The organism is Sphingobacterium arenae (assembly GCF_014692505.1).
GTDB lineage: Bacteria > Bacteroidota > Bacteroidia > Sphingobacteriales > Sphingobacteriaceae > Sphingobacterium > Sphingobacterium arenae.
On the sequence record NZ_JACNYK010000003.1, the window covers coordinates 301,733 to 322,450 of the forward strand.

General features: G+C 40.0%; 20 protein-coding genes. 12 read left to right on the forward strand and 8 right to left on the reverse strand.

Annotation, left to right across the window (positions count from 1 at the left end):
• Positions 1-46 precede the first annotated feature (46 nt).
• From rimK to H8B17_RS13555, 4 genes are read right to left on the reverse strand one after another with little or no spacing between them, the layout of a single operon-like run.
• The gene (gene rimK / locus H8B17_RS13540) at positions 47-982 is read right to left on the reverse strand and encodes a 30S ribosomal protein S6--L-glutamate ligase (protein ID WP_190309750.1); all 936 of its coding nucleotides are present in this window, start codon (positions 980-982) and stop codon (positions 47-49) included.
• 51 nt (positions 983-1,033) lie between these two features.
• The gene (locus H8B17_RS13545) at positions 1,034-1,444 is read right to left on the reverse strand and encodes an ATP-dependent zinc protease family protein (protein ID WP_190309751.1); all 411 of its coding nucleotides are present in this window, start codon (positions 1,442-1,444) and stop codon (positions 1,034-1,036) included.
• A complete protein-coding gene (locus H8B17_RS13550; RefSeq protein WP_190309752.1) occupies positions 1,445-2,623 on the reverse strand; it encodes an AIR synthase related protein in 1,179 nt (392 codons plus the stop codon).
• Positions 2,624-2,678: 55 nt separating this feature from the next.
• On the reverse strand, positions 2,679-3,173 hold the full coding sequence (locus tag H8B17_RS13555; protein WP_190309753.1) for a DNA-deoxyinosine glycosylase: 495 nt from the start codon (positions 3,171-3,173) through the stop codon (positions 2,679-2,681).
• 445 nt (positions 3,174-3,618) lie between these two features.
• On the opposite strand from H8B17_RS13555, the gene H8B17_RS13560 reads away from it, so the two are divergent.
• The 9 genes from H8B17_RS13560 to H8B17_RS13600 all read left to right on the forward strand — a co-directional run bounded on the left by H8B17_RS13560 (position 3,619) and on the right by H8B17_RS13600 (position 10,259).
• Positions 3,619-4,188 (forward strand): UbiX family flavin prenyltransferase, encoded by a 570-nt coding sequence (locus H8B17_RS13560; RefSeq protein WP_190309754.1) that lies wholly within the window; start codon positions 3,619-3,621, stop codon positions 4,186-4,188.
• A gap of 205 nt (positions 4,189-4,393) precedes the next feature.
• Positions 4,394-5,662 carry a dihydroorotase gene (locus H8B17_RS13565; protein ID WP_190309755.1) on the forward strand — a complete coding sequence of 423 codons (1,269 nt, stop codon included), beginning with the start codon at positions 4,394-4,396 and terminating at the stop codon, positions 5,660-5,662.
• A gap of 3 nt (positions 5,663-5,665) precedes the next feature.
• A complete protein-coding gene (locus H8B17_RS13570; RefSeq protein WP_190309756.1) occupies positions 5,666-6,334 on the forward strand; it encodes a hypothetical protein in 669 nt (222 codons plus the stop codon).
• A 3-nt stretch (positions 6,335-6,337) separates the two neighbouring features.
• Entirely contained in the window at positions 6,338-6,976 is a 639-nt protein-coding gene (locus H8B17_RS13575) for a DUF4199 domain-containing protein (protein WP_190309757.1), read from the forward strand.
• Between the two features lies 1 nt (position 6,977).
• Complete coding sequence (locus H8B17_RS13580) at positions 6,978-7,928, forward strand: glycosyltransferase family 2 protein (protein WP_190309758.1); 951 nt, start codon at positions 6,978-6,980, stop codon at positions 7,926-7,928.
• 3 nt (positions 7,929-7,931) lie between these two features.
• Positions 7,932-8,927: a glycosyltransferase gene (locus H8B17_RS13585; RefSeq protein WP_190309759.1), complete on the forward strand. Its 996-nt coding sequence runs from the start codon at positions 7,932-7,934 to the stop codon at positions 8,925-8,927.
• 58 nt (positions 8,928-8,985) lie between these two features.
• Complete coding sequence (locus H8B17_RS13590) at positions 8,986-9,258, forward strand: hypothetical protein (RefSeq protein WP_190309760.1); 273 nt, start codon at positions 8,986-8,988, stop codon at positions 9,256-9,258.
• A complete protein-coding gene (locus H8B17_RS13595; protein ID WP_190309761.1) occupies positions 9,255-10,025 on the forward strand; it encodes an MBL fold metallo-hydrolase in 771 nt (256 codons plus the stop codon). The genes H8B17_RS13590 and H8B17_RS13595 overlap by 4 nt, the downstream gene beginning before the upstream one ends.
• An 81-nt stretch (positions 10,026-10,106) precedes the next feature.
• Positions 10,107-10,259, forward strand: a complete 153-nt coding sequence (locus H8B17_RS13600; RefSeq protein WP_190309762.1) for a lmo0937 family membrane protein — start codon at positions 10,107-10,109, stop codon at positions 10,257-10,259.
• 7 nt (positions 10,260-10,266) lie between these two features.
• Here H8B17_RS13600 and H8B17_RS13605 read toward each other — a convergent pair whose 3' ends face one another.
• The 4 genes from H8B17_RS13605 to H8B17_RS13620 form a co-directional block, all read right to left on the reverse strand.
• On the reverse strand, positions 10,267-10,956 hold the full coding sequence (locus tag H8B17_RS13605) for a 2-C-methyl-D-erythritol 4-phosphate cytidylyltransferase (RefSeq protein WP_190309763.1): 690 nt from the start codon (positions 10,954-10,956) through the stop codon (positions 10,267-10,269).
• Between the two features lie 193 nt (positions 10,957-11,149).
• Positions 11,150-14,179 carry an AAA family ATPase gene (locus H8B17_RS13610; protein WP_190309764.1) on the reverse strand — a complete coding sequence of 1,010 codons (3,030 nt, stop codon included), beginning with the start codon at positions 14,177-14,179 and terminating at the stop codon, positions 11,150-11,152.
• Positions 14,180-14,181: 2 nt separating this feature from the next.
• On the reverse strand, positions 14,182-15,408 hold the full coding sequence (locus H8B17_RS13615; protein WP_190309765.1) for a metallophosphoesterase family protein: 1,227 nt from the start codon (positions 15,406-15,408) through the stop codon (positions 14,182-14,184).
• 86 nt (positions 15,409-15,494) lie between these two features.
• Positions 15,495-15,773, reverse strand: coding sequence for a SelT/SelW/SelH family protein (locus H8B17_RS13620; RefSeq protein ID WP_190309766.1), 279 nt, complete (start codon positions 15,771-15,773; stop codon positions 15,495-15,497).
• A gap of 235 nt (positions 15,774-16,008) precedes the next feature.
• Between H8B17_RS13620 and H8B17_RS13625 the strand changes: the two genes are divergently transcribed.
• From H8B17_RS13625 to murA, 3 genes are all read left to right on the forward strand, one after another.
• On the forward strand, positions 16,009-18,285 hold the full coding sequence (locus tag H8B17_RS13625; RefSeq protein ID WP_190309767.1) for an ATP-dependent helicase: 2,277 nt from the start codon (positions 16,009-16,011) through the stop codon (positions 18,283-18,285).
• A 59-nt stretch (positions 18,286-18,344) separates the two neighbouring features.
• Positions 18,345-19,037: a DUF4290 domain-containing protein gene (locus H8B17_RS13630; protein WP_190309768.1), complete on the forward strand. Its 693-nt coding sequence runs from the start codon at positions 18,345-18,347 to the stop codon at positions 19,035-19,037.
• 98 nt (positions 19,038-19,135) lie between these two features.
• Positions 19,136-20,458: a UDP-N-acetylglucosamine 1-carboxyvinyltransferase gene (murA, locus tag H8B17_RS13635; protein WP_190309769.1), complete on the forward strand. Its 1,323-nt coding sequence runs from the start codon at positions 19,136-19,138 to the stop codon at positions 20,456-20,458.
• Positions 20,459-20,718 lie beyond the last annotated feature (260 nt).

Here is a 20,718-nt window from a genome sequence, read left to right on the forward strand (position 1 = left end):
ATAAAATGAATTTCTATTTCGCTCTCCTCAAGAAAAAATAATCCGTCTATAACTTACTTTCTTTTTTTACTTTACGTTTCGTGCTTACTGCTTTAGTTGCTTGTTTAATAGTGTACTGGACTTCTAAATACTTTATAATTTCGCTAGCAATATCTTTCCCTGTAGCCCTTTCAATTCCTTCTAATCCTGGCGACGAGTTGACTTCCAGGATGAGTGGCCCGCGCGCAGAGGGGAGCATATCTACGCCTGCCACAGTAAGCCCCATGGCTTTGGCTGCAGATACTGCGGTGAGCTTCTCTTCGCGCGTTAGTTTGACAATTTCGGCACTTCCCCCTCGATGGAGATTTGAACGGAATTCTCCTTCCTTGGCTGTCCGCTTCATCGCGCCTACCACCTTGCCATCGACAACAAAAGCCCGGATATCTGTTCCTTTCGCTTCTTTAATGTACTCTTGTATCAGAATGTTATTACCTAGGCCGTAGAAGGCTTCAATAACTGAAGAAGCTGCTTTTTTTGTTTCTGCCAATACAACACCTATGCCTTGTGTCCCTTCCAATAGTTTGATAACCAACGGGGCACCACCGACCATATTGATGAGATCATCTACATCAGAAACAGAACGCGCAAAACCGGTAATTGGAAGACCTAGACCCGCCCCCGACAAGATCTGCATGCAACGTAGTTTATCACGTGAACGTGTGATCGCCTGACTCGGATTTGCAGATACAACATTCATAACTTCAAACTGACGTACAATGGCCGATCCGTAGAAAGTCAGCGATGAACCAATCCTGGGGATAATGGCGTCGATATGCGATAAATCTTGTCCTTTGTAATGTATAGTGGGTTTTCCCTGTTGTATACCCACATAACATTTACTGTGGTCTATAACGTCACATTGATGTCCCCGGGATAGGACTGCTTCGACTAAACGTTTAGTCGAATAGAGATTTTTATTTGTTGATAATACAGCAATATTCACGGAAAGTATTTTTTGTTAAAACAGTTGAGACTCAGATAAGTTTCTAGGTATTTATATATTCTTTGCGAGATCGTCTTGCGACACGTCCACTAAGAATTTGCCGCTGATAAAGTTTCTACCTAATAACATGGGGTAAGACATTGCAGAACGATCCCTGACAGATAATTTGATGTCAAATAGTTTTTTGAATAATTTGATCTTTGTTATAAAAATATATCGTGTTTCGGATTGTCCGAAGGAACTTTTCACCACACGTTCCCTGTGGATGAGAAAAATGAAGTCAGGATGCCCTTGGATAGTGCAACGAATATAGCGATGTCCATCTTTTTCGAAAATTTCAAATTGGTTACAATGTAGGACAGACGTTTCTGCACCGGTATCTATTTTTGCACAGATATTATAGAGTCCTAATTCAGGTAAATCTACTGTCTCTATGCGGCCGATGATACGTTTTTCTTGCATTTACGCATAGATAAACTCACCCTGTGGCGAGCGAATAGTTACCTTTTTTGATGCGGCCTCTTCTACATGGCCTATAATTTGCGCTGCGACACCAAAGGATTCCGATATTTTTATGATGTCATCGGCGATTTCCTGTGGAACATATAGTTCCATACGATGCCCCATATTAAAGACTTTATACATCTCTTCCCAAGAGGTGTTTGATTGTTTTTGAATAAGGTCAAAAAGTGGTGGGATTGGAAATAAATTATCCTTAATGATATGTACATCTTCAATGAAGTGTAAGACCTTTGTCTGTGCGCCGCCTGAACAGTGAATCATCCCATCAACTTGTGGACGATATTTATCAAGAATAGTCTTGATAACAGGAGCATATGTACGAGTAGGAGAGAGGACGAGTTTACCAGTAGTTACTTCTTCTTTTTCATTTACCTTTATGATGTCGGTCAGTTTGCAGCTACCAGAAAAAATCAATTCGTAAGGCACAGCAGGGTCATAACTTTCGGGATATTTTTCAGCTACATATTTATGGAAAACATCATGGCGGGCTGACGTCAAACCATTAGAGCCCATGCCACCGTTATATTCATTTTCGTAGTTTGATTGTCCATAAGATGCCAGTCCTACAATAACGTTGCCTGCTTTGATACGGTGATTGGAAATAACATCTTTCCTTTTCATACGGCACGTCACAGTGCTATCCACAATAATCGTACGAACCAAATCGCCAACATCGGCAGTCTCTCCCCCGGTAGAGTAGATGCCGATACCTAATTGCCGTAATTCGGAAAGGATATCTTCGGTGCCGTTTATGATTTCGGCTATTACCGCTCCGGGGATAAGATTTTTATTACGTCCGATGGTAGAGGAAAGTAAAATATTGTCGACCGCGCCCACACACAAAAGGTCATCTACGTTCATAATAATAGCATCTTGGGCAATGCCACGCCAAACAGATATGTCGCCAGTCTCCTTCCAATATACATAGGCCAATGAAGATTTCGTGCCCGCACCATCGGCGTGCATAATGTTGCACCAAGCCTCATCACCTCCCAATATATCGGGTATGATTTTACAGAAAGCTTTGGGAAATAGACCCTTGTCTATGTTTTTGATTGCGTTGTGTACATCTTCTTTGCCTGCGGACACACCCCTCTGATTATATTTTAAGTCTGACATCGTACGTGCAAAAATAACAAACCCATTGATATTCCTATAACGGAAATATAAATTATTAATCTGTGCTTAGTATTTTACGAACGACTTCCCAGGCACTTAACAGCTGCTCCTGATTAAAATTGGCATTTGCAGGGCTGGAGCTCGGAAGCGTGATATATTGAATATGGGGCGACCGGTTAAAATATTTATCGAATAGTTTTTGCGCTTTTTGCCCGTTAAAACAAATAGTCCTTATGTCGGCGTTATCTTGAAGTAATTGATCTATTCTGTTAGGATTTTCTTTCAAGATATCTGAATCCATACTGCCCTTTCGCATAGCGACTTCGCAAACATCCCATAATGCAATATGGTGTCGATGTAACAAGTTGACTCGATCGACGTAGTCCATTGGGATAGGTACGGATAAGAGTAAAGCTAAAGTCTTCCAAAAACGATTTTGAGGATGCGCATAATATTGGTTTTCCTGCAGAGACCTATCTCCGGGTAACGAACCTAAAATCAGGATCTTGCTTTTTTGGGGAATAATAGGGGCGAATGATTTCTTGAACATATCTCTAATTTAAAGAAAATCTTTGATATAAAAATCGAAGGTTTTCTTTCAACATCTTTTTTGCCGCTCAAGCCGCGGCATGGCTCATACTTTTTTTTCCGCAAAAAAAAGTATGCAAAAAAACTCGCCACTTTAAAATTTTGAATGGAGGAATAGTGCATAAATTAGATTTCTACATATTTCAAAATTTTATATGTGGCATTTAGGTGTTAAAGAGGGGACAGTACAATTGCATGCACCCTCCCTTAACATTAAAATGCCGCATACGAATGTTTTACAACTGTACAAACTCATCCTTAGTAGTACCCCAAATGTAAAACATTCGAAGCGGGGAGCTTTTATGAACAAATGTTTATTTTGGTGTTCATGAGCTCCCGTTGGTCGGTTTGTTTCTTTTTCGCGGGGAAAAAGAAGATGAAAAATTAGTAGCTTTGTCTAGAACGTTATGAAGCAGAAAAAGAAGATAATTGTCGCTATTACAGGTGCCAGCGGGTCTATATACGCTAAGGTGCTGTTGGATAAGTTAAGTAAACTGCGAGACCAAGTGGCTGAAGTGGGCGTCGTGATGTCTGACAACGCAAAAGATGTATGGAAATTTGAATTAGGAACAGATGATTACCAAAAATATCCTTTTACATTTTATAACAAAAACGACTTTATGGCTCCATTTGCCTCCGGTTCTGCTCGTTTCGAGACCATGATCGTTTGTCCCTGTTCTATGGGCACATTGGGACGTATTGCGCAGGGGATATCATCGGATTTAACGACAAGAGCCGCGGACGTGATATTAAAGGAACGTAGAAAGTTAGTGTTGGTTACGCGCGAGACACCGTTGAGCTTTGTTCATATACAAAATATGAATTTGGTAACACAGGCAGGGGGAATTATTTGTCCGGCAAGCCCATCGTTTTATAGTCGTCCTCAGTCGTTTGAAGAATTAGCTGCTACCGTGATAGACAGGGTACTTTCCCTCTGCGATATTTACGTGGATAGTTACGTTTGGGGCGATCAGTAATAAAAACCCGGTTTTTCGATGTCAGGGTTTCGATATATTTTGTACATTTGTTCTTCAATGAAAAGACGTATAAAATTGGATAATCGTATTCCATATTTCATTGGTTTATCCCAAGCAAAGCAGTATTGGTTTGTTCCTATATACGTTTTATTCACCTGCCATTTAAAAACACAATTTTTCTCATTACTTTGTTTAAATATTATTCATGGATAATATATTGATTTCCTCTGCTCAGCTTGTGTTGCCCGGTCATTCGCAGAACGGTAATATTGTCGATATACTGATTGAAAAAGGAAGGATTAGTCGTATAGCACAGCATATAAAACCGATAAATAAAAAGTTACATGTTGTAGATGGAAAAGGGGGCGTAGTTTCAGCCGGTTTTTTCGATTTACATGCGAACTTTGGTGAGCCTGGTCTAGAAACCAAAGAAGACATCCAAACCGGTGCAGCAGCGGCCGCGGCAGGGGGATATACTGGAGTGGCTGTCTACCCAAACACAAACCCGCCTATTCACAGTCGCTCGGAAGTCGCATTGGTCGTTAATTCGGCTAAAGGGAATATAGTAGATGTATATCCCGTGGGGACGATAAGCAAAAAACGCGAAGGAAAAGAGCTCGCAGAATTGTACGACATGCAAATGGCGGGGGCCATTGCTTTTAGTGACGGAAATCATGCTGTTCAGCAAGCAGGCCTAATGAGTCGGGCATTGTTGTATGCAAAGGGGATTGATGGATTGGTTATTTCTTTTTCCGAGGACGAGTCTGTAGCTGGAGGGCATCAGATGAATGAGGGCCAGATGAGTACCTATCTAGGTATGAAAGGGAAGCCGAACCTAGCGGAATCGCTCATGATATCTCGCGACTTATTCTTAGCCGAATATAACGATGCCCGCATTCATTTTACATCGATTTCGACAGCAGAATCAGTCAGCTTGATAAAAAAGGCGAAAACGAAAGGACTGAAGGTAACATGTGACGTGGCTGCTCATAACTTGTTGTATACGGATGAAGATGTGGTCGGCTTTGATAGTAATTTTAAAGTGACCCCTCCACTTCGCACCAAGAAAGATATAAAAGCACTTTTAAAGGGTTTGAAAGAGGGAACGATAGACGCTATCGTTTCACAACATACACCACATGAAGTGGAATATAAGAATGTGGAATTTCATATTGCAAAAGAAGGTATGATAGGTTTACAGACAACCTTACCCTTTTTAGTAGAGACAGGGCTAACTGCTGAAGATATAGTCCGATATCTAGTGGTACAACCTAGGCAAATCGTTGGGAAAGATATCCCGACACTGGAAGAAGGAAGCGAAGCAAACTTGGTGTTATTTGATATGAAAGAAAAATGGACATTAGATACCAGTACGAATAAATCAAAATCGGAAAATAGCCCTGTTTTTGGGCAGGAATTAACAGGGAAAGCGAAAATAGTAATTAACCATAATCAGTTCATCGAAATTAAATAAGATATGGATGCAAAAATCAAAAAGGCGTTTGACGCCGGTATTCACGTATTTGCACAAACAGAAGGTGTAGAAGCAGGAGAGTTTTCAGTAGCGTTGCAAAAAGCTTTTGACAAAGATGCACCCTTTATAGAAAAAGTACAGATTCTTGACGAAGTCTTTGATGATTATCAACGCTTTGAAGAGCTTCGAGAGATTTACTTCGATTTATTGATGGTAAATTTCTTTGCAGAAGACGTGCAGAAATTGGAAGAAGATTATTTGGATTCGCCGGAATGGGAAGCCATTGAAGAAGAAACAATCCATAGGGGAACTGAGTTGTTGAATATTTTTCTTTATTTACAGGAATGCGAGGATGCAGATATTGAACCTTCTTTAGAGGATTATCTCAAAGAATTTTTACTGGTAGAAGAAGATGAATTCCAAGATGAATATGCTATTTATGAAAAAGTGATCGCTAACCAGATTTTGGTAGATAGCACCTTCGCTGAAATAAATAAAGTAGCGGCGACACTATCTCCACAGGACGAGCTGAAGGAATTGTTTTATCCGATAGTGTCTTTCTTTAATGAGCCATATCCGGAAGAGGAACAAATAACCGAGTATCTCGATGTTTCTGAGAATAAGCCGTTGGATGGCGCCATATACCAGATTATTGTAAACTTTAATAAATAAATTATGAATCACGATTTTAACTCAACTTTTCCTGTGGAAGAGGTGAAAAAAGAAGGCGTCAAATACGGGGTTTATCTAGGCGTTATTTCGCTAGTGATAAGCATTATATCCATGTATGTGCTCGTAAACAGCTCGGATTTCAAAATAAGTTCGATGGTGACAGGAGGTATTTCTTTTGTACTTATGATTGCTTTATCTGCTTACTTTGCCGTGCTCCTGCGGAGAGTGGCAGGAGGGTTTTGGAACTTTAGCCAAGCGTTGAAAGGAATTTTTATCATGCTCGCTATTACGGTCATTATTTCTACAATAGGGGGGGCGTTGTTTAATTTGGTTAATCCCGAACCGCAACAGATTGTTTTTGATAAAACGATCAACTTGACCATTGAAACTATGGAAAGTATCGGAGCGGATGATGACCTTATTGATAAACAGGTGGCTGATTTAGAAAAGCAAAGGGACGAGTTACGGAAATTTTCTATTGGACAAAATCTTAAGGGGTTAGGCGTAGCCTTGATCATGTATTTCATTTTTGCTTTGATCCTTGCTGCTATCCTAAAACGTGAAAGACCTGCTTTTTTACCTGTACAGAACGATTGGAATCAAGAGAGTGATGCAGGGCATCGCAAGCCAGAGCAGGACTAATATGGATATATCGGTTGTTGTTCCTTTATATAATGAGGCGGAATCTTTACCTGAATTAACAGATTGGATTCGCCGGGTGATGAACGAACACGGGTTTTCCTATGAAATTATTTTAGTGGATGATGGAAGTAACGATACGTCGTGGAAAGTCATCGAGGGGCTAAAGCTTCACCACGAACAGATTGTAGGTGTTAAATTTCGACGTAATTATGGTAAATCTGCTGCGTTAAATATAGGTTTCGACGCCGCACAAGGAGATGTAGTGGTTACTATGGATGCGGACTTACAGGACAGCCCGGATGAGATACCGGAACTGTATGACCGTATAACGAACCGTGGTGCTGATCTAGTTTCTGGTTGGAAACAAAAACGTTACGACCCGCTGACCAAAACGATTCCTACAAAACTGTTTAATTCCGTAACACGTAAGATGTCGGGAATACACAATTTACATGATTTTAATTGTGGATTGAAGGCCTATCGTCGAGACGTGGTGAAAAGTGTTGAAGTCTATGGAGAAATGCACCGTTATATACCGGTTTTGGCAAAATGGGCAGGGTTTACGAATATACAAGAACAGATTGTAAAGCATTATCCTCGTAAATATGGAACGACAAAGTTTGGCCCGGGGCGTTTTGTTAAAGGCTTTTTGGATTTACTTTCTATTTTTTTTGTAGGAAAATTTGGTAAACGTCCGATGCACTTTTTTGGAACTATCGGCGTGTTGAGTTTCCTGGTTGGATTTTTTATCACCTGTTATTTAATATTTGAAAAGCTGAGAAGTATTGCCGAAGGTACCGTATACCGCAATATAACAGACCAACCGTTGTTTTATCTCTCTCTTGTCGCTATTTTGATCGGGACACAATTATTTTTGACAGGTTTTATTGCTGAACTTGTATCCCGTAGTTCTCTGGAACGAAATCAATATCATATCGAAAAAGAAATTTAGTGTATGTTTTTATCGATTGTGATTCCCTTGTATAACCGACCACAGGAAATTGGTGAGCTTTTGGAGTCACTAACGCAACAACGATATGCGCCTTTTGAGGTTATCGTAGTGGAGGACGGTTCGTCTAAACCCGCCAAACATATAGTAGAAAGTTATCAAGACAGACTAGACATTCATTATTATGAAAAGAAAAATGAAGGGCAGGGGTTTGCACGCAATTATGGATTCTTGAAGGCAAAAGGAGATTATTTTATCGTTTTTGATTCGGACATTATCGTACCTGCGGATTACTTGCAACGCGTAGTTGGTGCTATACAACGTGATGGTTGGGATGCCTTTGGAGGGCCAGATGCTGCTCACTCTTCCTTTACCGATATTCAAAAAGCTATATCTTATTCGATGACCAGTCCATTTACAACGGGAGGAATCCGAGGAAGTAAAAAGCATGTTGGGCAGTTTCATCCGCGGAGTTTTAACATGGGGCTATCTAGAGAGGTTTATGAGCATACCGGAGGATTTAAATTATCCCGTCGTTCGGAGGACATTGAGTTGAGTATTCGAATGATTCAGCGAGGCTTTAAGGTAGGATTGATTCCCGAAGCTTTCGTATATCATAAACGCAGAGCTACATTTGAGCAGTTTTTTAAACAAACCCAAGGTTTCGGGAAAGGACGTATCGATATTTATAAGCTTTTTCCGCAAGAACTGAAGATAGTACACGTACTCCCGGCTTTTTTTGTTGTAGGATTGGTTTGCCTGTTATTTTGTAATCTGATTACCTGGGCCAGAAGGGGGCAAATTCCAATGTTGACCCTGTTATGTAATATCGGTAATGTACTATTTTTAATCTACACCTGTTTATTGTTTTTGCATGCCTGGATCTGTACGAAACGTATAACTGTAGCTGGATTGGCCGTAATGGCAGCTTATACACAGCTGATAGCCTACGGTTTAGGTTTCATCGGTAATTGTATGGATCGGGTGGTGTGGAAAAAATAGGACGCAACCCTATCCGATAATAAGATAAAGTTTTTTAATTTGCTTAAAATTTAAAATTGTGCTAGCATTTACTCAACATAATTTAGGAAAATTAGAGGATCTTTTTGCTACATTGGGCTACCGAGTGCGATATGAAAAAGGTTCCTTTCGTACGGGAGCATGTGTACTCCAGGATACGCGGGTTATTGTGGTTAACCGGTTTTCGAATTTAGAAATCCGAATTCAGTCATTAGTCCAATTATTGTGTAATATGGAAGTGGAAGTTGCACGATTAGATGAGAAGAAAACGGCATTTTATAAAATGATCAAGAAAGAAGAGGCGGCACTTTGAAGGTAACTTTTTTAGGTACGGGAACTTCACAAGGCGTACCTGTTATTGCTTGCCAATGTGCGGTATGCCGGTCGACCGACACACGAGATAAGCGCTTGCGCACATCTATTATGATTCGATGTGACGATGATACAAATATGGTCGTTGACACCGGTCCGGATTTTCGTTATCAGATGTTGCGAGCGGGCGTACGGCGGTTGGATGCGGTTTTAGTGACGCATGCGCATAAAGACCATATTGCTGGTATGGATGACGTTCGCGCATTTAATTATCAACAACAGCAATCCATCCCTGTATACGGAACTGTCGTCACACATGAGTCGCTTAAACGTGAATTTTATTACGCGTTTGGCGAACAAAAATATCCAGGTGTACCGCGACTAGAGCTTCGACCCATTGTGGCCGGAGAAACTTTTCGTGTAGGAACACAAAGTATTATACCGATCGAAGTGATGCATTATCAGATGCCCGTAATGGGGTTTCGCGTAGGAAATTTTGCCTATATTACGGATGCTAAAACGGTGTCAGACGAGTCGAAAGCGCTCTTGAAAGGTGTACATACGTTAGTTGTAAACGCATTACAAGAAGAACCACACATATCTCATTTCACCAAAGAAGAAGCGATCGCATTTGCCGAGGATATCCAAGCTACGACTACCTATCTGACGCATATCAGCCACCGATTTGGAAAACACGAAGATATCGAAAAAATGCTTCCCGAGGGTGTTTACGTGGCGTACGACGGTCTTGTTATTGATACTCAATAGGATAACACGACAATATTCAAAACTTTTCTTATCCTTCCCTGTTTTATTATAGAAATAGTATTCATTTAATCTCTATATGTCATGGGAAACATTCTTTATTTAATCGCAGTTATTTTGGTTATTATTTGGGCTGTTAGCTTTTTTGGTGGATATGCTTCAGGGGGTATTATCCATATCCTGTTAGTGATTGCCATTATAGCGATTCTCTTACGTTTGATACGAGGAGCTGCTTAATAATTCGTTAATGATTTAAATAGAGTTGGGCTATGGAAATGTCTTCCGGAAAGGTTATCTTAATATTTCGATAATCACCTAGGATAAGATGTATACTGTAGCCCAATTTTTCTACTACGGAAGCATCGTCTGTAAAAGTTGATAATTCGTCTTGTTGGAACGCTTTATGTAGAATATCTCCCTGAAACGTCTGAGGCGTTTGTACAACCCATACTTTCTCTCTATCCCACGCTTTATTTTCTTCTATGCTTCCATGTCGAATAGAATTTGTACTCGGTACTGCCGCTACCGTAGCGGTATGAACGATAGTTTGTTCAAAACAGAGATCTATCATTTCCGATGTGATGAGCGGTCGGGCGGCATCGTGAATGGCAATGAGTGTATTGTCTAGAAATTGTTGCTGTCTTTCTGCAATATAGTTTATCCCATTTCGGACACTTTGAAAGCGCGTTTCTCCACCCGCAATGACCGTATGTGGAACCTTGAAGCCGTACTTTTCGCACAACTCATTCCAAAAGGAAAACATATTGGCATGCAATATCAATATCAATTGGAGCTTACGCTCGGTATCGGCAAACCTTTCCAGCGTATGCATAACTATCGGCTTTCCGTTAAGGAGTAGGAATTGCTTTGGTAACTCACTTTTCATTCGGTTCCCCGACCCTCCTGCGACAATAATGGCGTATCTGTTTTGCATGTTGTTTAAAATTAAAATTTTATGTTCTTTTTTTTCCTCAAAAAAGAACCAAATGTACTATCCCCTCCTTAACCTCTGAATGCCACATGTAAAATTTTGAAATATGTAAAAATACGATGTATGCAATATCCCTCTATTCAAAATTTTAAAGTGGCGAGTTTTTTCTCCCTTTTTTGCGGACAAAAAAGGGAAATTAATGCAACTGACTTCCTTTCTCCGTATCGTTTATCACAGTAATAGCTCGCGGAATACGTTCTTTCAGTTCTTCTACATGAGAGATTATACCAACGATACGGTTATCTCTATTCAGGTATTGCAATGTTTCAAATACTGTATTCATACTTTCGGGATCTTGTGTGCCAAAACCTTCGTCGATAAAGAAGAAATTCTTGTCTGCTTTGTTCATAGATTGAATATTTTCCGCCAACGCAAGAGCGAGACAGAGCGCAGCCTGAAATGTTTGTCCTCCCGAAAGTGTTTTTACCGAGCGTCTAAAGCCGTTGTGCAAGAAATCTATTACCTCAAATTCATTGTTTTCATTGATGGTGAGGCTTAAGTTATTTTTTGTTAAGCGGTGAAAACGTTGATTGGCTATTTCACACAACCGTTGTAAATGTATGCTGGACACATAGTTGACAAAACCAGAGCCTCGGAAAAGATTTTCCAAAGTCGTCAAATTGCTTTTTCGAAGCGTCAGTTTCTCGTATTGCTCCAGTAATTTTTCCTTTTTCTCGAACTCCACGCGTAAGCGGGCATATTCTTTTTCCAAAGCTCCGGTTACACGAATCTGTAATTCCAATTCCTCCCGCTTTAACGTGTAGAGCGTTGTCTTCTCTTGATAAGTTGATTCATCGTAAGTATCATTAGTTATACGTCTTTCCAAATCTGCAATATGACGTAAGAGAATTTGCAGGTTTAGATTAAATTCCTGTATAGTTTTGCGGTTACGATCTACATCGATATTCTTTTGCAAGATATGCTGTACCTGAATAATATCGCTGTAACCATGCTCTTTTAGTAATATGGAGATTTCTGTCTGTTTACTGTTAAGTTGTTGATAGAGTTGTTGAAATTGTTCTTTTGCTGCGGTGCGCTCTCCGTTGATGTGTGCAAAATCGGTTCTTAAGATTTGAATAGATTCAGATAACCTTTTATGTTCTTCTTCTAGCAATTTAATCTTATTTTCGGTTTCCTGTTTTATATTTATAAGGGCTGTTTCGTCATGTTGCTCAAAATCATCTATGTTTAATTGTTTGATCTGTAATTTGTTTTGTTGATTAAGTTGATCTAGTACAACAAGATTTTGCTCAAACTCTGCTAGGGAGTTTTTATATTTTTCTATTTTTGATTGGCAGGTTTGCCACTGCATACGCAGGTTTTTCAAGGTAGTTTCACCTGATTTGATATGGGTCTCTGTGAGGTAGTTCTTATCTTTATAAGCGAGAAAGGCTGTCTTCTCTGTGGGAGAAAACGATTCCCATCGGAACTGTTCATGTTGGATTCTAAGTTTTTCTTCCAGTTTTTCCAGGTTAGATTCTAGTTGTGCTAATTGTATATTCTTGTCCCGCCATCGAGTGGATGCAGCCGTTAATGCTTGATGGTTCGCTTTAAGTTGTTGTAAACGCTGCTTTATTTCCGTTTGCTTACCGAGTACTTCCTGTATTGTTACCGCCACATTATGGCTCATCATAGGATATGGATGATCTAATGCGCCACATAATGGGCAAGGTTGTCCATCCGCTAGGTTGTCGGCGAACTCCGATAACTTCGCTTGCACTTTCAAATGGGTTTCTTCTTGTTGCAGTGAAGTAAGCTCGATGTTTAGATCCGTTTCCTGCTGCTGTAAGGCAGGTTCCCAATTGTCAATTGTTATGGACTGTTCTTCAAAATATTTTGTTGTTTGTGCTATCTCGTTCTGTAGTTGTTGTATTTGTGTTTTCAGTTCGTTGATACTACTATGGGTATTGTCGCTTGTTTGATACCAAGCCTCGAGTGCCAATAATACGGAAGTATCAACACGTGTGTTTTTGAGTTCATCTAATCGCTTTTCCTCATTTTCTATCGATGCCGAAAGTTTTTTCTCATCTTCTTGAGCATCTATTAGATAAGGCTTTCCATCTTGTAGACGTTTATGGAGTGCTTCTTGTTGTTTTTTATTTTGAAGTATGCCGGTAAGCAGCTTTAAATCTTCGCTTTGTGTTTTAAATAAGTCCAGCTGTTGATAATCCGGGGCTATCTTTGCCCATTCAGCTTCCTCTTTTTCTAAACGATTTAAAATTTCACCCTTACGTGTAGTCAGTTGTTCAATTTTATATGTGAGCTGTTCTTTTTCCTTGTTTAAGCGATGTGTTGTATTTAGGATTTCCTTAAAAGCCAATTGGGTAGATTCATACGTCTGCAAGTCTTTTTCCAACTGCGTAATTCGAGGCTGTTCCAACAGGTATTCCTGCACTTCAATCTTTTTCTGTGCCAACTCTTCGCGGGTTTTTTTGCTTTCCATGAGCCGGCTGACCTCTTTTTCCAGCGACACGGTTTCCTCTTTTACTAAGGTTAGATGGTGTTGTGCGGTTTCGAGCTCTTGTTGCTTGTTTCCCAATATTTCTGTAGTGACGGCATCGAAACCGGAAAGTGCACCGTTTAACTGTTCCAGTTTACTGTTGTTTTGCCGTTGTAGTGTCGCCACTTTAGGGCCTAAATCAAAACGATCAAGATTGAAAATATCTTTCATCATCTCCGATCTATCCTTACCTCGCAACTCAAGAAACTCCTTAAATTGTCCCTGTGGGATAATAATGGTGCGTCGGAAATTGGGGTAAGTGAGTTGTGTGACGGCTGTTCCATCGTTCGAATCTAATGGAACCCACGTATCATATTTCCACTCGTAAGCATAGCGTTCCAATGACGTGGTGTCTTCAAACTTTTTTCTCCGTTTCCACTGTGCTGTGAATCGGAATTTTCGCCCTTCGTAATTTAGAAATTCGAATACGATGTTGGCAACATCCGATCGGAGGTTGAGCATATTATAGGCTCTTTTTTCTTGTTTGTTGAGTCTTTCGGTTTCTCCATATAAAGCAAAGCTAATTGCTTCAAGGATGCTGGATTTGCCCGAGCCCACTTTTCCAAAAATGCCAAATAGGCCGGCTTCGGTTAAATGGGTAAAATCAATTTCTTGTTTATCTTGATAAGAATATAGTCCTTCTATACTTAAATAAAGTGGTAACATGCTTAATCCTCCGTTTCCGTTTCACTGTTAATAACCTCATTTAATAAGCCCATCAGCTCTAGATTAGGTTCTTGTCCGAGTCGATGCAGAAAGTAATCCTTAAAAAGCGCATCAATATTTTGGTCAAGATTGATGGGGTGAATCTGAGTAGAATCAGATGCTGTCTGTTGTACAATGGGAATAATGTGGATAATGCCGTCATGTGCTTCATGTATTCGCTTCATATTGGCAGAGCTGAGAAAAGTGTCGCTTACCAATGTCAGCTCGACCAACGTATCCGGGTTTTTATTTAACCATAATACGGCTTCATCAATATCTTCAAAGCGTTTGCGATACAGCTTCCTTCCCGCCGAAAGTGGAATAAATCGATATTTTGCGGGAAGTTCAGGAATCGCCTCTACGATTACGGTACCTTTTTCCTGTCCTGCCTCTGAAAAAGAGTATGCGAGTGGACTACTTGGATAAACCACTGGACGTTGATGGTCTCCGATATCTTGAAATCGATGGAGATGTCCCAAGGCGGTGTATTGAATTTGTGGAGGGATAGCGTCGGAATATACAAGATCAGCGTGTCCAACTTTAAGGGGTTTTTCTCCCTCGGGTTCTTCGAGTATTTCTCCGCCACGTTGTAACATATACAAGTGGGTCGTTAACAGGTTCACGCCTTGATTGTCACAATGCGTATTCCCGATGTCAAGCCAATGCTGTTTTAAAACTTCATTTAAGTGTTGTGCTTTATTGTCCAACCCTAGGAACTGCTTTAATCGAAGTTCATTGGCAAATGGGGTATGAATAATACGCAATGGATAGCTGTATTGAGGTAGGGATATTTCCAAAAACCCTGCAGTTACCTTACTAATAGAGAAACCATTCTTGATATGAAATGGTCGAATAGTTGCTTGGGGGTAGCCGATAAAGATGATTCCACATTCACGTGCCAGTATATCAGGCGCATCGATGCGGTCTGCGCTGTCGTGATTTCCGGCTATGGCGATGACAGGTCGTTGTCCTTCGTGGCTTAACTTTCGCAATGTTTTGTAAAGTAATTCGACGGCTTCGACAGGTGGATTAAAGGTGTCGAAAAGATCGCCCGCCACGATGACAGCATCTACACCTTCCGCATCGGCTATTTCACATATTTCAGTTAATACTGCACGTTGCTCTTCCAATCTCGAAAAATAATCCAACCGCTTACCTAAGTGCCAATCGCTCGTATGTAATATCCTCATGAATATATTTTTTATCTATTCTGCATTTTGGAGATTAAAATTAATGAAATTAATGCCAGAATCTGTTAAGAAGTGTGAACTTCCTCTTATTTCTTGTCAGAATGCCCTAAGTCTTTATTCGGATTGACTACATCGCGAACCAATTGTTTTAGCTCCTTAATTTCCGGAAATCGTCCCTCAGTTTTCCGATCAAAAAGAACTTCTCCATCAATTGTTACAGAAAAACGACCGCTTATTTCACTTGGCACTAACGTGACACCATAAAGGTCATCTACAAATGTAGTTAATATTTCTTGCGCGATATAGGCAGAGCGCAGCAACCATCCGCATTTTGGACAGTATAAAATGGTGATCGTGGGTTTCATATTTATGCAGATTATTTTGTTTGAAAATAAATATATATTTTTTCTTGTATATATACCGAGTTATCTATAAATTAGTAATTCATAATTCAGGCCGCTAGAGCATGGCGGTAAGTTATAATTGGTTTTACGAAGGTTTCTACTCGCCCGGGTAGAAACCTTTATTTTTAGTCAATTATTTTTGTTAGTTTTACGGCTACTTTTTGTTAATGCTTGTCAAAAAAATTAGGAGAAAATTTTGGATTATTTAGCAGGATTAAACCCTTCGCAACGGGCAGCTGTGGAGCAGACGGAAGGACCAGTGATGATTGTTGCCGGTGCAGGTTCGGGTAAGACCAGAGTTATCACTTATCGGGTAGCGCATTTGATTCGGAAGGGAGTAGACCCTTTCAATATACTCGTGCTCACTTTTACCAATAAAGCTGCAAAGGAGATGCGCGAGCGTATTATGCGTGTTGTGGGGCAGGAGGCAAAGAATATATGGATGGGAACTTTTCACTCTGTTTTTGCCCGCATTCTTCGTGTAGAAGCAGAACTTATCGGCTATCCTAAGAATTTTACAATATATGATACGGATGATACCAAAAGTCTGATTCGCGCGATTCTAAAAGAGATGAACCTCGATGATAAGCTATACAATGCCAATCACGTATACGGACGTATTTCTTCGGCTAAGAATAATCTAATATCACCACAAGAATACAACAAGAACGATGCAATTATGGCCGAAGACATAGCGAACGGGCGTCCACAAATGGGTCAGATTTATATGACCTATGCGCAACGTTGTTATCGGGCAGGAGCGATGGATTTTGATGACCTTTTGTTTAAAACAAATGTACTGCTGAATAAATATCCAGAGGTGTTGCATAAATACCAGCATCAATTTAGATACTTGATGGTGGATGAGTATCAAGATACGAATTTTTCTCAGTATCTTATTGTAAAAAGATTAGCTGCGGTCAATGAAAATATTTGTGTGGTAGGAGATGACGCGCAGAGTATCTATGCTTTTCGGGGTGCGAATATCCAAAATATCCTAAATTTTCAAAAGGACTATCCAGACGTTCAGGTTTTTAAACTTGAGCAGAACTATCGTTCTACAAAAATGATCGTAAACGCAGCAAACAGCGTAATTGAGAAGAACCAAAATCAGTTGGAAAAGAATGTTTTTTCAGAAAATGAGGATGGGGAAAAAATAAAGGTTGCCCGTGCGTTTTCTGATAATGAAGAAGGGAAAATTGTGGCGGAAGCCATTACGCAGGAACGCGCATTAAAAAATCTGCGATATAAGGACTTTGCTATTCTGTACCGAACAAATGCACAATCCCGTGCGATGGAGGAGGCACTGCGAAAAATCAATGTGCCTTATAAACTATATGGTGGTACATCTTTCTATCAACGTAAAGAAATTAAAGATCTGATAGCATATTTCCGTTTGACGTTCAACCCGAACGACGAGGAAGCTTTAAAGCGGGTCATCAACTATCCGCGTAGAGGGATAGGGGATACGACTTTAGAGAAAGTTTTAGTAGCTGCCGATCAGCAACAATATCGATTGTGGGATGTGGTCGTCAATGCACAAATGTTTCTCGATGGACGAAGTGCGAACGCGGTAGGTAATTTTGGTCTGATGATTCAGAGTTTCCAAGCGGTGGCCAAAACCAATTCAGCGTTTGATACGGCGATGCATATTGCGCAACATTCTGGTATATTGAAAGACCTCTATGAAGATAAATCAGTGGAAGGGCTTAGTCGTTATGAAAATATCCAAGAACTGTTGAACGGTATCAAGGAGTTTGCTGAACGTGAAGATATTGAAGAGAAAGGTTTAGACGTGTTTATGCAGGATATAGCCCTATTAACCAACGACGATAACGACAAAGATCCCAATGCAGATACGGTTTCGTTAATGACGATACATGCTTCAAAAGGTTTGGAATTTCCGGTGGTGTTCATTGTAGGGCTGGAAGAAAACCTGTTTCCTTCGCAGCTTTCTCTCAATTCCCGTTCAGAGTTGGAGGAAGAGAGACGTCTTTTCTACGTTGCGGTGACACGCGCGGAGAAAAAACTGCACTTATCTTATGCCACGTCTCGTTACCGATGGGGAACGCTGAATAACTGCGAGCCTAGCCGTTTTTTGGATGAACTCAATCCAGCTTGTTTGGAGCTTGATTTTAAATCACGGAGTAGCACGATGGAAGCTGCAGGTAGTTTTCAGTCGGAGCGGATGGCCTGGACGCAGAAAGACACGGAATCATTTTCCAAGCCAAAGCCAAAAGTGATCAAAACAACCTCGATATTGCCAAAGGCGCATATGCCGACGCCGGGCTTTGCACCATCAGATACATCGGCATTGCAAGTAGGGATGGAAGTAGAGCATGAGCGGTTCGGATTTGGAAAAGTAGTGAATCTTGAAGGTAACCGGCCGGATATAAAAGCAACTATTTTCTTTAAAGAGTTGGGACAGAAACAATTGTTGCTTAAATTTGCAAAACTTAGAATAGTACAATAAACAAGATAAAACAATAAACTACGCTTATGTAACGTTTTCTAAGCGTAAAACTACACTTTATGGATTTCGACTACAACAGTACACGGTCAAAATTAATTTTGGCAGAATATGGAAGAAATGTGCAAAATATGGTAGACTATATTTGCACACTCCCTACGAAAGAAGAGAGAAACCGATACGCGCAGACCGTGATCGACATGATGGGCGTGTTGAATCCGCATCTACGTGATGTTTCGGATTTTAAACATAAGTTATGGGACCATTTACATATCATCTCTGATTTTAAGATTGATGTAGATTCTCCATATCCTATTCCGTCTCGAGATGCTATCCACAAGAAGCCGGATCTATTGGATTATCCGCAGCACACTATCCGCTATAAACATTATGGACATACCGTCGAGCGGATGATCGAGAAGGCGTTATCTACATCTGCTCCGGAAAATAGAGAGCGTATGGCTTTATCTATTGCTAATTTTATGAAAATGGCCTATATGACCTGGAATAAGGATACTGTGCAGGACGAACATATAATCCAAAATTTAGCTGAACTTTCTAACGGACAATTGACATTGCCTGCCGATACCGTATTGACCAAACTTGATTTTAAAACACCGCCTCCAGGTAGTCGGACAAAAAGTGGAGCTACTACTAATAATAACAACAACCAAAAAAATAATCAGAAAAGTAGTGGGAAAAAAAATATGGTCAAGAAAAAAAACGGACCTAAAAAGGTTTCGTATAGAAGATAAGTAGTTTTGACTGTTTGCATAAGAGGGCAATTGTATAGCGAAAATCGTTAATCAGTTGCTCTTTGTTTTTTTATATTAGATAAACACTATAATAAAGTATGAGCGCATTTGAAATAATCGGTGGAAAGAAATTAAAAGGAGAGATTATTCCTCAGGGAGCAAAAAACGAAGCATTACAGATATTATCTGCTGTATTACTTACGGAAGAAAAAGTGGTTGTAAGCAATATTCCCGATATCAAGGACGTAAATAAGTTGATTGACCTTTTGATAGCATTGGGTGTTTCTGTTGAACGGATCAATAAAGATACTTATTCATTTGAAGCAAAAAATATTGATATTGATTATTTTCAGTCGGAAGAATTTAAGCATAAAGGAGGGGGGTTGCGCGGTTCTATTATGATTGTGGGCCCTCTGCTTGCCCGTTTCGGAAAGGCAGCCATTCCGAAACCTGGGGGAGATAAAATAGGTCGGCGTAGATTAGATACGCATTTTTTGGGATTTGAGAAATTAGGTGCGAAATTTGTCTACGATGCCGAGAAGAGCTTCTTTAATGTGGATGCGTCGGAATTAAAAGGAGCGTATATCTTGATGGATGAAGCTTCGGTAACCGGTACGGCAAACATCGTGATGGCAGCTGTTTTGGCGAAGGGAGTTACAACCGTCTATAACGCTGCTTGCGAGCCTTATTTGCAACAGCTATGTAAAATGCTAAACCGTATGGGAGCTAAGATATCGGGTATCGGGTCAAATCTATTGACGATAGAAGGGGTTGATCGCTTGCAAGGAACAAGCCATCGTATGTTGCCGGATATGATTGAAATCGGATCTTTTATTGGTTTGGCAGCGATGACCGGATCGGAAATCACAATTAAAGATGTTTGCTTTTCAGAACTGGGAATTATCCCTACCGTATTTGCGAAGTTGGGAATACAATTTGAATTGCGCAATGACGATATTTTTATTCCGGCACAAGACTCTTATGAAATCGAAACCTTTATTGATGGCTCTATATTGACAGTTTCGGATGCACCGTGGCCAGGCTTCACGCCCGATCTATTGAGTATTGTCTTAGTGACGGCTATCCAGGCAAAAGGAAATGTATTGATTCATCAAAAGATGTTTGAAAGTCGTTTGTTCTTTGTGGATAAACTAATTGATATGGGTGCACAGATTATTCTTTGTGATCCGCACCGCGCAACAGTCATTGGGTTGAATAAACAAGTTAAATTAAGAGGTATTGAAATGACTTCGCCGGATATTCGAGCGGGCGTTTCTCTCTTGATTGCTGCGCTATCGGCACAAGGAAGATCTACCATCTATAATATTGATCAGATAGAGCGTGGCTACCAAGATATTGAAGAGAGATTACGAGCTTTGGGAGCTGATATTCGACGAATAGAGGAGGTGCCTCATTTATAAATTGATGGTGTAAAAATATTTTATCAGCTTTTAACCTTTTTGAAAAATGTCCAGGTGTTTCCAGATACCTGGACATTTTGTTTTATATTACAGCAATCGGAAAGGTTATTTTTTTGTTATTTTATCTATTTTGTTGTGGTGTTTTTGTTTTTAATATTTTTTGTGTTGTTTTTCGTGGTTATTTTGTTGTTGTTTTGTTATTTTGTTGTTTTTTTTATTAAAAATTATATGTTTTTTAAAAATTATATGATTATTTTATT